The organism is Thermostichus sp. MS-CIW-41 (assembly GCF_054058915.1).
This window is the reverse complement of the sequence record NZ_JBSSBO010000003.1, coordinates 64,343-76,969: the sequence shown is the minus strand read 5'-3', so window position 1 is coordinate 76,969 and position 12,627 is coordinate 64,343. Positions and strand designations below refer to the sequence as shown.

The window sequence follows — 12,627 nt, the reverse complement described above, 5'->3', positions numbered from 1 at the left end:
CAAAGACTCCCCCTGGTTTGCGCCGACCCTAGGTTAGGCTATTGCCATCCCGGGGGAGCAAGAAACACCGCTGCTCTGCCCCAAAGTCCGCGAGTTGAGTTAAGGAAGGTTGAGGTGAAGGGGAGACTGACCTGCCATTTCCCTGTGCTGCTACTGGCCCTGCCTCTGTGGGGATCCCCGACCTGGGCCGGAGAGTATTTCACCGAGGAAGTCACCAGCCCCAGCCTGGAGATCGTTCATGGCTGGCGGCAGGAGGTGTACGGCATTGGGGTTACCATCACCAACACCAGCCTCGGCTCCTTTCGGGTGCCCTTGGAAATTGATATGGAGGATCGGACTAGCTGTGAGCGGGCCGACTTGGTGCTGACGAACAATCGCATCATGCCGATGGGATCCTTTCAAGACTGCATTCTCAACATCTTTCCCTACCTGGATAAGTTCATCAACCAAGAAGTCGCCAGCATCCGAGTCACCCTAAAAGGGCCAGCTCCCCTCCTGGAAATTCCGGTAGAGGAGTCGGATCGACTGATTTTGGCCCAGGTGGCCAACCAATCGCGGGAAGCCTTTGTTTTCTTTCAGCAGGAGTTGGCCCGTGTTTTGGAGCTGCTGAGGCAGTCGGATCCCAAGCAAAGCGAGACGGCCCCACAGCCTGGCACCCCAGTTCCGACCGCCACCCCAGCCGAGTCTGCCGCTAGCCCAGGAGATTTTGTAATCGTGGGATCCATTCGGGAAGAACGAGTGGGGGCCGGTAGCCGCCTAAGCGTGGAAGCGATCAACCGCAGCACCCGCACGGTTCTCAACGCCCGTGCTCGTTTCACCTTCTATCGGGGAGAAGAAGTTGTCGATACGCGAGTGGCAGCATTTGAGCCCAGCGACGTGCCCCCCGGACAAAGGGCCTCCGCCAGTGTGCTGAAAACCGAGGCCAATTGGGATCGCGTCACGGTGACCTTCCAGTGGCAGTAGGGTTACTTCAGGGAGCCAAAGCGTTGCCGCGAATCAGGCTGCCCAGGGTTTTGACCGTGATCTTGAACTGCACCCAAGGGCTCATGGGCACTACCGTCTTGTAGAGGTAGCTGTCAAAGGTCATCCTCTGCACGTCCCGGTCGGCGCACATCTCCACAAAGGCTTCGCGGGTGGCATTGGAACGGTAGAACACTCGCTGCAGGATGTCCAAGACCTTGTAGGTCAGGCCGTACTGGCGATCCCAGCGCTTGAGATACAGTTTTAGATCCTCCTCTGTGGGAATGCGCTTGCCGCCGTTGGAGGTCTCGACGATGGTCTCGGCGCACATGCGGCCTGACTTGGCGGCAAAATAGATCCCTTCGCCGCTGGATTTGGTTACGTATCCCGCCGCATCTCCCACCAAAGCAGCACGGCCCACCACGCGGCGCGGGCGGGGATGCTCTGGGATCGGATGGGCTTCCACCTTGATCACCTGGCCTCCTCGAATCCGCTCGGCAGCACGGGCGCGGATCCCAGCTTGCAACTTTTGGATGTGGGCCTGGTTTGCCCTCATGGTGCCGGTGCCCACGGCTACATGGTTGGACTTGGGAAACACCCAGGCATAAAAGTCTGGAGAAACATCGTCCCCCACATACATTTCTGCCCGCTCTGCGTAGTAGGCCATTTTGTCGTCCGGGAGCCGGATGCGCTCCTGAAAGGCCAGCGCATAGTTGTAGTCGCCAGCACCAATGGCTTCTGCCACCTTGGAGTGGAACCCATCCGCCCCGATCACCACATCCACAGCCAAAGAACGCGGCACCCCTTGCCTCGATCCGTCGGAAAAATCGTTGTAGTGCAGGATGTAGGGATCCCGGCCATTCTGGGGGATTTCCAGATGCATTACCTTGCCGTTGATCAGCTCCGCCCCTTTTTGGTGGGCACGATTGCGCAAGAAGGCATCCAAGATCTCGCGGCGGCACATGCCGATGTATTCGTTTTCCTTTTCAAGGGCGATATCCACCTCATAGTTGGAGGGGGAGATCATCTTCATCTTGCGCACTTTGCGGTCGATGATCTCGGGGGGAAGGTCAAATTCTGAGACCATACAGAGAGGAATGGCGCCCCCACAGGGCTTAGCGTTGTCCAGCTTCCGCTCAAACAAAAAGGTTTCAATTCCCGCTTGGGCTAGAACTTCAGCAGCAGAGGCTCCGGCTGGGCCGCCCCCCACAACAGCAACTCTCAGACTCAAGGTGCTCTCCTCGATGCAAGTGCAACTGGCTCATCAGACAGCAGGCATCCTACCACAGCTCCTCAGAAGCATTGCGGACCTTGACGAAGTGTTGCAGAGTGGAGGGCTCGCGCTCGCTGTGTTTCTACAAAAGGCCCCGCCGCATTTGATCCCAGAGGTTGAGATAGGACTCGGCTTCGGCTGAGCTCAAGGGGCGCCAGATCTCCGAGCGTTGCCAAGTGGAGATTTGCAAGTCGGCTCTGCGTTGCAGGCGGGGGGCAAGTTGAGCCAGATCCAGCGGCAAAACCGAAGGGATCCCGCTCAGATTGACCAAGCGGGGGGCAAATTCAGGATTCAAGACAAAATCAAGCCAGTCAGCCAACAGGGATCCGGAATCTGTCTGGGTTGATTCTGTGTGGGCATTGTCTTCGACGTGGGGTCGCACCCAGACATCCCACCAGATGGCGGATCCGGAGGCCGGGATCACCACTGCCAGCTCAGGGTAGTTGGCTTGGGTGGCGTAGAGATCCTGCGACCAGCCCACGGCCACCCAGCTATCGGCCAAGCGCAAGATGGGCAGGTAGTCAGAAGAGGTGTAAGTTAAAACCTGGCGATGCAGGGATCCCAGCTCTTGCCGTAATTCCACATCCTCAGGGTTGAGGGGATCGTTGTAGGAGCGGCCCATTTTCTTTAGGGTTAGCCCAATCACCTCCCGCGGGTGATCCGGCAGAGTCAGTTTGCCGGCCAGCTCAGGCCGCCACAGATCCGCCCAGTCCCGAATGGGCTCCCTCACCCGATCCCGGCGGTAGGCAATGGCCGTTACCCCCCAGCGCCAGGGCACACCCCAAGTCTGCCCTCCCCGGCGTGCCGCAGCTTGCCAACGGGGATCCAGATTCTGCCATCGTTCTCCCAGCAGGCTTTCCGGTAGCGGATCCAGCCAACCGGCAGCAATGGCCCGATCCAATCCGTCGGCCCCCAACAAACTCAAAGCCGCCACCGGCAGCCGCCGCCGGAACCATCCCCCCGGATCCCACCAGGCTGCATCAGCCGGCTGGACGCTTTGCTGCAGATAGGCCAACAACTGATCCCGCTCATCCAACAGTTGCAGCCGAAAGCGGGCCTGGGTGCGGCGGCGAAACTCGTTGAGCAAACTGGCGGGGATCCCTTGCTTGAGCGCCACGACAAGAGGCAGGTGTGCATCCGGCCCCCCACATCCTGCCGCCATTAGCCCCAGCAGGATCCCCTGTAGAAGCTCACGTCGGCTCAGCCGTATCTCGCCCACGACAGTACCGCTCCACCAGAATGAGAGCCACCAGATCATCGTAAGCCTTGGCGGGCACCCGCATCCCCTTGGGCAACAGCCGCTCCCATCCCTGCGGTGGGTGAAAATCCCAGTAGCGCTGACGGGCCTCTTGGGAGCTGTGCCGCTCATCCACCAGGACAATCTGCTGCGGGGGGAGGATCGATTCCAGTTGAGACTTCCAGGCTTGGGCCGTCGTCTGATTGCCCAGGATCACTTGCTCCGCCTGAAACTGTTGCCGGAGCGTTTGTAGTCTAGACAGCGCTGCCGCGGAAGGGACCACCTCCCGGTGTAAAACCTTCAGCTCCATTGGCGCAAGCGCCTGCACCTGCACCACAGCTATGCCGCACTTGTCGCGCCCTGGGTCGAAACCGATCAGCACTCGTTGGCTCTTCAGTCTTGCCGGGTGGAGTGGATCCGTCATCCCTCAGGACGCCCCGCCTGCTGAGCCCCAGAAGAGCCGGGTTGACCAGAAGCTTCCGCCATCAGAAAACTCACCCGCAATGGCCCCGCTGTGTAGATGTCGGTGTCGGCAACCAGCTTCACATCCAGAGGGGTGGTGCTCTGGCGGAGATGCTGCACAACCTCCAGAAACTTGACCTGGGAGAACTCCCCCACAGTGCCGGTGATGGGATCCGAGAGGAGCCCCTCCTCCTGCGAGCGCTGATTGGCCTGGTTCAGCAGCCCCAGCAGTTGCTGTTGGATTTGATTTTCGCTCAAACCCGGTTGAATCACCCCGTGGGCCAGCACGGATCCCTTGGGGAAGATCCGCTGGTTGGGGTAAATCTGCACGAGCACAGGCACAGGCTCCCCCTTGAGCCGGTTGGTAACAGAGAGAATGCGCACCGCCCAGCTACCGGGTTCTCGCAACTTCTCCAGGGCTTGGTCGGCATCCTCCCGGCGGATCAGGATCGCGTTTTCCAGAGGGGGCATGGGCTGGGATCCAAGGGCAAGGGCTCGCTGTTCCGCCTGGGCCAAAAGTTGCTCAAACTGCCGCCGGATCGCCTCTGGTTTTGCCCCTCTTGGAGCCTCCACAACTCCTGTTGCCAAAACTTCCCCCGCCAAGATGGCCAGTTCCCCCCGCCGCAGCCGCACCGCCAATTGGTTGAGCTGCTCGATCTCCTGCTCAAGCTGGTTTTTCTGGTTCTCCAGTTGGGTTAAGGCCGCCTGCACCACATCCAGGGAGCGCTCCAGTTGATCTCGATCCAGTTGCAGGGCTTGTTTTTGCGACTCCAGGGTGGCAATCATCTGCCGGGCTGACTCCACCTCTGCCTTCACCGCCTCCAACTCGGCCTGAGCTCGATCCAGACTGGGCTGCACCTTGGCCAGTTGCTCGTTGGCTGCCGCCAGCTTGGCCTCCGCCTCCTGCCGCTCCTGCAGCGCCACCGCCAGTTGATCGCGCACTTCGCTCAGGCGGGTTTGGGCTGCCGACTGCTGGCTGCGAAATTGATCCAGATCCATCTTGAGGTGGTCTCGCTCAACCCTGAGAGCGGCATTTTCCGCTTCCAAGAGGGCTTTTTGGCGGTTGAGGGCCCGCAGCTCTTGCTCCGCCTGGGCAATTTGGTTGGTGTAGCTGAACAGGGCCTCCGACAGAGAGCGGTTGAGGAGCAGCAGTGTGCCCAAAGTCAGGGCGGAGATGCTCACGCCGGTCACCACGGCCACCAGAATGGCGGTATGGCGGGGGCGCAGGTTAAACCAGGTAAGGCGCTTTTTGCCAATGCGGTAGCCCACCCGATCCCCAACAACGGCAATCAGGCCACTGACAACCAACATGTAGAGGATTAGCAGTACGCCTTGCATATTCCCGGATCCCTGCCATGGAAATCTTAGCAAGGTTGCCCTGAGGATTTTGCAAGTTGCTGGGAGATAGATTTCGGCGCTGTTTTGTAGGGATTTTTGGGGGTTCTAATCCGCGTAGAGGAGCCGCTCCACCGCCGCCACAATATCTGCAGGTTGCACGATGGTGGCCGCCTCCAGCGTGCCGTTGTAGGGGGTGGGAATGTCCTGCGAAGCCAAACGCATCACCGGCGCATCCAGCTCATCGAACAGTTCTTCCATGATGCGAGCTGTCAGTTCCGCCCCAATGCCACCCGATTTCATGTCTTCCTCAACAATGATCACCCGATGGGTTTTGCGCACCGAAGCGGCAATGGTTCCCATATCTAAAGGTTTCAGCGAGATTAAATCGATCACCTCAGGGTCGATCTCCTGCTGCACCAAAGTGTCCACGGCCTTGAGCACGTGGTAGCGCATGCGGGAGTAGGTGAGCAGGGTAACATCGGAGCCGGATCGGACGATTTCGGCTTTGTCCAGAGGCAAAAGGTATTCCTCTTCTGGCAGATCTTCTTTCAAGTTGTACAGGAGCACATGCTCGAAAAAGAGAACGGGGTTGTCGTCGCGGATGGCGGACTTGAGCAAGCCCTTGGCATTATAGGGAGTTGAACAGGCCACGATCTTAAGCCCGGGCACCGCTTGGAAGTAGGCCTCTAGCCGCTGCGAGTGTTCTGCTCCCAACTGACGACCCACCCCGCCCGGCCCGCGGATGACCATCGGGATCTTGAAGTTGCCCCCAGAAGTGTAGCGAAGCATACCGGCATTGTTGGCAATTTGGTTGAAGGCCAGGAGCAGAAAGCCCATGTTCATCCCTTCCACCACCGGGCGCAAGCCGGTCATGGCTGCCCCAATGGCCAAGCCGGTAAAGCTGTTCTCGCAGATGGGGGTATCCAGCAGGCGCATCTCCCCGTACTTGCGATACAGGTCTTTGGTGACTTTGTAGGAGCCACCGTAATGGCCGACATCTTCTCCCAAAACAAACACGTTGGGATCCCGGGCCATTTCTTCGTCGAGGGCAGCACGCAAGGCGTTGTAAAGGAATGTCTCGGCCATAGAGGTTCAATATCGCTAAACCCTCATTAAACCATTTTGCCGGCATGGATCCCCTTGCAGCTGACTTGATAGGCTGAGCTCAGAATTCTGGCTCAAAGGGATGGCGACCTTCCCCACAGCTTTCCTCAGCACTCTCTTTCCCCTGGAACATGGGGATCGTCCGTCTTCTCAAGATAAAGACACCATGAGCATTCCACGGCCCAAACTGGCGCTGACCTTGGGGGATCCCGCGGGAATTGGGCCGGAAATTGTGCTCAAGGCGCTGGCGGATCCTGAGGTGCAGTCTTGCGCCCACATCACGGTTGTAGGGGATCGGCAGGTTCTAGAAGCCACCTATCGCCTGCTGAGAGATCGGTCGCCGGCTCCATTGGCCCATCCGGCAGGGATCCCGATGCTGGAATGCGACACAGGCTTTCGGTTACAGCCTGGCTGTATTGGTCAAGGGGATGCTGACAGTGGTGGGGTCAGTTTTGTTTACCTGAAAACGGCAGTCGAACAGACGCTGCGGGGCGAGTTTCAGGGGATCGTGACAGCGCCCATCGCCAAGTATCTCTGGCATCGAGCCGGCCATCGGTTCCCTGGTCAAACAGAAGTTTTGGCCCAGCTGAGTCGGTCTGAGCACTACGGGATGATGTTTGTTGCCCGTTCCCCCCACAGCGGTTGGCAGATGCGGGTTTTGCTGGCCACCACCCATATTCCCCTCGGCCAGGTGCCCACCGTGCTGACCCCAGAGCGGGTGCGGACAGCGCTGGATTTGCTGGTGGGATCCCTGCGCCACACCTTTGGGATCCGGGATCCTGTGATTGCAGTAGCCGGCCTGAATCCCCATGCCGGCGAACAGGGGCAACTGGGATCGGAGGAAAAAGAATGGCTGACCGAGCTGCTGCGCACCTATGCCCACGCCCAAATTTGGGGGCCGCTTCCCCCCGACACCCTGTGGGTGGCTCCCGCGCAAGCCTGGCATGGCCAGGGATCCCCAACTGTGGCAGATGCCTACTTGGCTCTCTATCATGATCAAGGTTTGATCCCGGTGAAGATGCTGGCTTTTGACCGGGCAGTCAACCTGACAATTGGGTTGCCTTTTGTTCGCACCTCTCCCGATCATGGCACCGCCTTCGACATTGCCGGCCAAGGGGTGGCCCGATGCGAGAGCCTCAAGCAGGCGATCCTGCTGGCGGCAGAACTGCTGGGCAAAAACCCCCAATCCCCTGAGGGAAATGCCGTCTGTACCCGACAATCTGAGGCCGTTTCTCGTTTCCAGGGGGTGATTTGATGGGAGTTGCTGGCATCACCTCAGCCGCAATGCTCTACCGTCGCTTTGGGCGCACCCAACAGCTGGTCTCGGTTTTTTCTCTGGGCAGCATGCGCTTGGTCAATGTGCCCAGGGATCAAGCTCAGGCAACCGTTGAGGCAGCCCTAGCCGCAGGGATCAACCACATCGAAACGGCTCAGGCTTATGGCCATGCCGAGGTGCTCTTGGGCGAGATTTTGCAAACCCTGCCCTTTTCACGCCATCAGTTGATTCTGACCAGCAAACTCACTCCCACAGATGGGTTGCGAGAGCGGCTTCAGGGATCCCTGCGCCGTCTGCGGGTGGATTACCTGGATCAATTTGCCTTTCATGGCATCAACTTGCCGGAACATCTGGAGTGGGTGCTGCAGAAAGGGTTGCCGATTCTCAAGCAGCTCCAGCAAGAAGGCTGGGTGCGCTACATTGGTTTTTCCACCCATGGATCCCTGGAGTTAATTTTGCAGGCCATCCAGACAGGATGCTTTGACTTTGTTAATTTGCACTATCACTTTTTCCAACAGCGCAATGCACCGGCCCTAGAAGCGGCTGCCCAGCAAGATATGGGCGTGTTCATCATTTCTCCTGCCGATAAAGGGGGAATGCTCTATCGCCCGCCCCAACACCTGCAGGAGTGCTGTGCACCTTTCAGCCCCTTGGAGTTTGCCTATCGTTTTTTGCTGGCGGATCCCCGTGTTCACACCCTCAGCCTGGGCATCACCCATCCTGAGGAGCTACAGGTGGCCTTGTCGGCTTTACAGGATCCCGACCGTTGGTGGGTGGATGGCCCTCAGATTCAGGAGCGGTTGCGCCAAGCCGAGCAGGAACGCTTGGGATCCAGCCGCTGCACCCAGTGCTACGCCTGCCTGCCCTGCCCAGAAGGGATCCACATTCCCGAAGTGCTGCGTTTGCGCAACTTGGCCATTGCCCACGAAATGACGGAGTTTGCTCGGTACCGCTACAACATGTTCGGCCAAGCTGGGCATTGGTTTCCGGGGTCACCTGCCGACCGCTGTACCGAATGCGGTGACTGCTTGCCCCGCTGCCCAGAGCATCTGCGGATCCCGGAGTTGCTGGCCGAAGCCCACCAGTTGCTGCATCGCTCTCCAATCCGGCGGCTCTGGGAATGACCATTCCCCCTATCCTGTTTGGCAGAGCTCAACTTCGTTTATGATCGGTTGCAGTTTGTCAAGAGACTCACAAGGCGAGGCATCGGAGTGAATAGTCAGAGCCAAGACCGCTTAGACCGGGTGGAACAACTGCTGGCTTGGACGGCTGAACAGACTGCTGCCAACAGCCGAGAAATCCGGGAGCTCTGCCAATCCATCCAGGAGCTGCGTCAGTCCATCCAAGAAAGCCGCACCCAGTCTGCCGAGGAGAACGCCGCCCGTCTGCGGGAAATCGAGGAGCTGCGCCAGTCCATCCAAGAAAGCCGCACCCAGTCTGCCGAGGAGAACGCCGCCCGTCTGCGGGAAATCGAGGAGCTGCGTCAGTCCATCCAAGAAAGCCGCGCCGAATTTGCCGAACAAGCTGCTGCCCAAGCTCAAAGCCTGCGAGAGCTACAGCAAGTTGTCAGCGAGACCCGCTCCGACTTAGCTCACCTTGCCGAGTGGGCAGAGGAAGTGACTCAAGCTCTGGTTACCCTCACCGCCCTACAACGAGAGCACGAACGCGCCATCCAGGCCATCAACCAACGGCAAGCGGAAACGGATCAGAGGTTCAACGTTCTCCTTGAAGAAGTGCGCTACCTGATTCGCAGGCAAGGCTCTGACGGAAATTCTCCCCCCTCGTCGGCCTGAGCACTGGGATCCCTTTAAGAACTGCAAGGACAGCCCTAATCTTCATCCACTTCCCACTCCAACAGGTGTGCATAGGGAGCCACCAAGTGGGGAGCATAAAAGGCAACGGCTCGAAGGGCATGCCAGTCTTCCAAGCAGCCAAAGACGGTCGGATACTCATTGCGCTCCAACCGCTCTGCAATTGCCGCCACATCAGCTTCAGTAAACTGGCGGGGATCCATCCCCTTAGCAGGGGCTTCCACTTTGGACTTGGATCGGGCAGACATAGGCAGCCTGAACACGCTACAAGCCGATCTTAGCCTCTTCTTTTCGCTGGCCAAAAACTTGAATACTCCCTGTCCCAAAGGGAGAAAATTCTTAATTACTGGTATTTCTTAGCAACACTGCGTGAACAGCTTTAAGACAGTCGTGTGGTTTTTTGGGCAGTTGAGTCTTCTCGCCACTGTATTTGCTGTAGCACAAAAGCCGCCCTACTGGTTGAGTTCCGCGTAGGGGTAGAACGGGGCTTCAGACCCAACTTTTGGGTAAGCCAACCCCTGTTCTCCCGAAACTCTGAAAAGGGATCCCCATTCCTCCAGTTTCGTGGCAAGGTGAGGACAGATACCGCATCGGAGGCTGCTATGGAGAGCAAGATCCCCGCCCGCGATGTCCAAGTTGCCCTTATCGGCCCGTCCACGTTGGTTCTCCGCTCCCGCACCTGGGATCGCCTGAAGTTTGAGCTGGAATACGCTCGGCAACGGGGCACCACTGCCAATAGCTACCTCATCCAGGCCCGCCAAACCCTTCTCATCGATCCTCCCGGGGAATCGTTCACCAGCATCTTTTTAGAAGAGCTGGCCCAACACCAGTACCTACAGCGGTTGGACTTTATTTTGCTCAGCCACGTCAACTTTAACCGCATTGCCACTCTCAAAGCCCTATTGCCTCTGGCTCCCTATGCGATGGTGCTCTGCTCCAAACCGGGATCCATTACGCTACGGGCCGCCTTTGAAGAGATGGATCCCTTGCCCCGCAGTCGCGACGAAGAAGAAGCCGCCGATCTGGGCATTTTCTACAATGGCCACCAGTCCTTCCGTTTGCGGGTCATCCGAGATGGGGATCGCCTGGATCTGGGGGAAGGGCATGAGTTGCACTTTCGCACCGTGCCCACGCCCCGCCACCCAGATGCCCTCTGTACCTACGATCCGGCCACCGGGATCCTCTACACCGATAAGTTGTTCGGCGCCCACGTGTGCGATGAGCAAGTGTTTGACGAACATTGGCGGCAGCTCAGCGAAGACCGCCGCTACTACTTCGACTGTTTGCACCGCAACCAATTGCCCCAGGTGAAGGCAGCCCTGGCCAAGTTGGAAGAATTTCCCGCCCAAATCTATGCCCCTGCCCACGGCCCCTTGGTGCGCCACAGCCTGCGGCGCTTGCGGCTGGACTACCACACTTGGTGCGAAGAGGATCCCGGCGAGCAGCGGGTAGCTCTCCTATACACTTCCGCTTACGGAAATACAGGCTTGATGGCCATGGCTATAGCCCAAGGGCTGGAGCGGGCCGGCGTTAAGGTGGAGCGGATCAACTGCGAATGGGCCACTCCGGAGGAGATCGCCCAAGCTCTGGAGCGCTGCCAGGGGTTTGTTATCGGATCCCCGACTTTGGCCGGCCATCCTCCTGTGCAGATCCAAACCGCCCTTGGCATCATCCTTTCTTCAGTTCCCACCACCCGCTTGGCCGGGGTTTTTGGCTCCTACGGCTGGAGCGGCGAAGCAGTGGATCTTATCGAGAGCAAGTTGCTCAATGCCGGCTTTTCTTTGGGGTTTGAGACAATCCGCGCCAAGTTTAAGCCCACCCCTGAAATCCTGGAAGCCTGTCAAGAGGCGGGATCCCAGTTTGCTCAGGCCCTGCGCAAAGCCAAACGAGCCCGCGCCCCTCGCCAAACCAGCAGCGAAACTCAGGCGGATCGGGTTGGGCAAGCCCTGAGCCGGGTGGTGGGATCCCTGTGCGTAGTTACCGCCCTGCAAGGAGAGACCCGCCGCGGCTTCCTCACCTGGTCGGTGGCCCAGGCCAGCTTCAATCCACCAGGGCTAACCCTGTCGGTGAACAAGGAACAAGAAGCCGAACTGCTGACCTATCCCCAGGCACCCTTTGTGCTCAACATCTTGCGGGAAGGCAAGGGCAGCAACTTGCAACGGCACTTTCAGCGGCCCCAGCGCCCTGGAGAAGATCGGTTTGCCGGCTTGGCCACGGCCACTGCTGAGAATGGCTGCCCCATTTTGTTGGATGCCTTAGCTTACCTGGAGTGCCGTGTCAAAACTTGGATGGACTGCGGGGATCGCTACCTGGTCTATGCCGAGGTGGAACGGGGCAAGGTGCTGGATCCCACGGGGGTTACGGCCATGCGGCGGGGGTAGTGTATTGGAGAACAAAGATTTGTTGTGGAGTCAATGCTAACTGGATCCCATCGATCACCTTAAGCTGACGATCTGCTCGGCAAATTTCCGGCTCTTGTTGAGGGGCAAATATCAAAACAGAGTAATCGTCTAAATCCACCATTCACCCTAATTTGCTGCCGTGCTTTAGGCAATGCAGGATATTATCGATTACACGGCTTACCCTTTGACCCGGCGAAAGAATTTCGATAATCCAGTCGGGTGCTGCGGTGAAGTCATCTTCTGGCTCGCCTGTTTCACTGAGGCGAATTCGATCCCACGCAATTACGGCAATATCGGGAACAATGGAACGACCGGAAAAAGTGCATCGCAATTCGGGTAGGGCAGTATAGCCGGTGGTGCTGCCATCAACCTCGGCCACAAGGTGTTTTTGCAAAGTGTTTTTGCAAAATGGAGTGGCGGGCTTTGGGTATCGGTTTTTGAATGGCAACTCCATCCACATACTCCCACGCCGGAGAATCTTCTATGTAAGGCAACTTGAGGAAGTCTTCAAGGGCAAGAGGCGGAGCCAGGCGAGTTGTCATAGGTTTAGGCAAAGCTCCTCAGGATCCCTACCAGTACTGTATCCCAAATCCCCAAGCGAGGGCGAGTGGTGGAGTAGGGGTTAGAATTGCAGCAATTGGAGTAGATGTAGCGTGAAAGTTGTCCAGCCGGCGGCGCTGCTGACCTCGATGGATCCCCTCAGTTGATCCACCATTTGCTTCACCAAGGCCAAGTCTAGATCGGTACTCCCTTCCTTAGCCCAC

11 protein-coding genes and 1 pseudogene are annotated in these 12,627 nt (G+C 58.3%); 5 read left to right on the top strand and 7 right to left on the bottom strand.

All coding sequences use genetic code 11. The annotated features are described in order from the left end of the window. Nucleotides 1–114 precede the first annotated feature (114 nt). Nucleotides 115–963 carry a hypothetical protein gene (locus ACVWXE_RS01865; protein WP_414331048.1) on the top strand — a complete coding sequence of 283 codons (849 nt, stop codon included), beginning with the start codon at nucleotides 115–117 and terminating at the stop codon, nucleotides 961–963. Nucleotides 964–970: 7 nt separating this feature from the next. On the opposite strand, the gene chlP is transcribed toward ACVWXE_RS01865, so the two are convergent. The 5 genes from chlP to ACVWXE_RS01840 form a co-directional block, all read right to left on the bottom strand. Continuing rightward, on the bottom strand, nucleotides 971–2,191 hold the full coding sequence (gene chlP, locus ACVWXE_RS01860; protein ID WP_414350952.1) for a geranylgeranyl reductase: 1,221 nt from the start codon (nucleotides 2,189–2,191) through the stop codon (nucleotides 971–973). Nucleotides 2,192–2,315: 124 nt separating this feature from the next. Beyond that, nucleotides 2,316–3,452, bottom strand: a complete 1,137-nt coding sequence (locus ACVWXE_RS01855) for an extracellular solute-binding protein (RefSeq protein WP_457489439.1) — start codon at nucleotides 3,450–3,452, stop codon at nucleotides 2,316–2,318. Beyond that, on the bottom strand, nucleotides 3,424–3,894 hold the full coding sequence (locus ACVWXE_RS01850) for a pre-16S rRNA-processing nuclease YqgF (protein WP_457489438.1): 471 nt from the start codon (nucleotides 3,892–3,894) through the stop codon (nucleotides 3,424–3,426). Before ACVWXE_RS01850 ends, ACVWXE_RS01855 begins: the two co-directional genes overlap by 29 nt. Next, a complete protein-coding gene (locus tag ACVWXE_RS01845; protein WP_457489437.1) occupies nucleotides 3,891–5,270 on the bottom strand; it encodes a DUF3084 domain-containing protein in 1,380 nt (459 codons plus the stop codon). The genes ACVWXE_RS01850 and ACVWXE_RS01845 overlap by 4 nt, the downstream gene beginning before the upstream one ends. 105 nt (nucleotides 5,271–5,375) lie before the next feature. After that, the gene (locus tag ACVWXE_RS01840; protein WP_414331610.1) at nucleotides 5,376–6,356 is read right to left on the bottom strand and encodes an alpha-ketoacid dehydrogenase subunit beta; all 981 of its coding nucleotides are present in this window, start codon (nucleotides 6,354–6,356) and stop codon (nucleotides 5,376–5,378) included. Nucleotides 6,357–6,540: 184 nt separating this feature from the next. On the opposite strand from ACVWXE_RS01840, the gene pdxA reads away from it, so the two are divergent. From pdxA to ACVWXE_RS01825, 3 genes are all read left to right on the top strand, one after another. Beyond that, the gene (gene pdxA / locus ACVWXE_RS01835; RefSeq protein ID WP_457489455.1) at nucleotides 6,541–7,629 is read left to right on the top strand and encodes a 4-hydroxythreonine-4-phosphate dehydrogenase PdxA; all 1,089 of its coding nucleotides are present in this window, start codon (nucleotides 6,541–6,543) and stop codon (nucleotides 7,627–7,629) included. 29 nt (nucleotides 7,630–7,658) lie between these two features. Continuing rightward, nucleotides 7,659–8,774, top strand: a complete 1,116-nt coding sequence (locus tag ACVWXE_RS01830) for an aldo/keto reductase (protein WP_457489454.1) — start codon at nucleotides 7,659–7,661, stop codon at nucleotides 8,772–8,774. Nucleotides 8,775–8,861: 87 nt separating this feature from the next. Further along, complete coding sequence (locus ACVWXE_RS01825) at nucleotides 8,862–9,443, top strand: hypothetical protein (protein WP_457489436.1); 582 nt, start codon at nucleotides 8,862–8,864, stop codon at nucleotides 9,441–9,443. Between the two features lie 35 nt (nucleotides 9,444–9,478). On the opposite strand, the gene ACVWXE_RS01820 is transcribed toward ACVWXE_RS01825, so the two are convergent. Beyond that, nucleotides 9,479–9,709 (bottom strand): DUF2555 domain-containing protein, encoded by a 231-nt coding sequence (locus ACVWXE_RS01820; protein WP_414355764.1) that lies wholly within the window; start codon nucleotides 9,707–9,709, stop codon nucleotides 9,479–9,481. Nucleotides 9,710–10,063: 354 nt separating this feature from the next. On the opposite strand from ACVWXE_RS01820, the gene ACVWXE_RS01815 reads away from it, so the two are divergent. Next, the gene (locus ACVWXE_RS01815) at nucleotides 10,064–11,842 is read left to right on the top strand and encodes a diflavin flavoprotein (protein WP_011433370.1); all 1,779 of its coding nucleotides are present in this window, start codon (nucleotides 10,064–10,066) and stop codon (nucleotides 11,840–11,842) included. On the opposite strand, the pseudogene ACVWXE_RS01810 reads toward ACVWXE_RS01815, so the two are convergent. Continuing rightward, a pseudogene (locus tag ACVWXE_RS01810) lies at nucleotides 11,820–12,405 on the bottom strand (Uma2 family endonuclease). The gene ACVWXE_RS01815 and the pseudogene ACVWXE_RS01810 sit on opposite strands and share 23 nt — an antisense overlap. Between the last annotated feature and the right edge of the window lie 222 nt (nucleotides 12,406–12,627).

What these genes read in the sequence shown, in the direction of transcription:
- ACVWXE_RS01850 (WP_457489438.1), bottom strand. Translation starts at nt 3,894, where the DNA reads ATGACGGATCCACTCCACCCGGCAAGACTGAAGAGCCAACGAGTGCTG.
- ACVWXE_RS01845 (WP_457489437.1), bottom strand. Translation starts at nt 5,270, where the DNA reads ATGCAAGGCGTACTGCTAATCCTCTACATGTTGGTTGTCAGTGGCCTG.
- ACVWXE_RS01840 (WP_414331610.1), bottom strand. Translation starts at nt 6,356, where the DNA reads ATGGCCGAGACATTCCTTTACAACGCCTTGCGTGCTGCCCTCGACGAA.
- pdxA (WP_457489455.1), top strand. Translation starts at nt 6,541, where the DNA reads ATGAGCATTCCACGGCCCAAACTGGCGCTGACCTTGGGGGATCCCGCG.
- ACVWXE_RS01830 (WP_457489454.1), top strand. Translation starts at nt 7,659, where the DNA reads ATGCTCTACCGTCGCTTTGGGCGCACCCAACAGCTGGTCTCGGTTTTT.
- ACVWXE_RS01820 (WP_414355764.1), bottom strand. Translation starts at nt 9,709, where the DNA reads ATGTCTGCCCGATCCAAGTCCAAAGTGGAAGCCCCTGCTAAGGGGATG.
- ACVWXE_RS01815 (WP_011433370.1), top strand. Translation starts at nt 10,064, where the DNA reads ATGGAGAGCAAGATCCCCGCCCGCGATGTCCAAGTTGCCCTTATCGGC.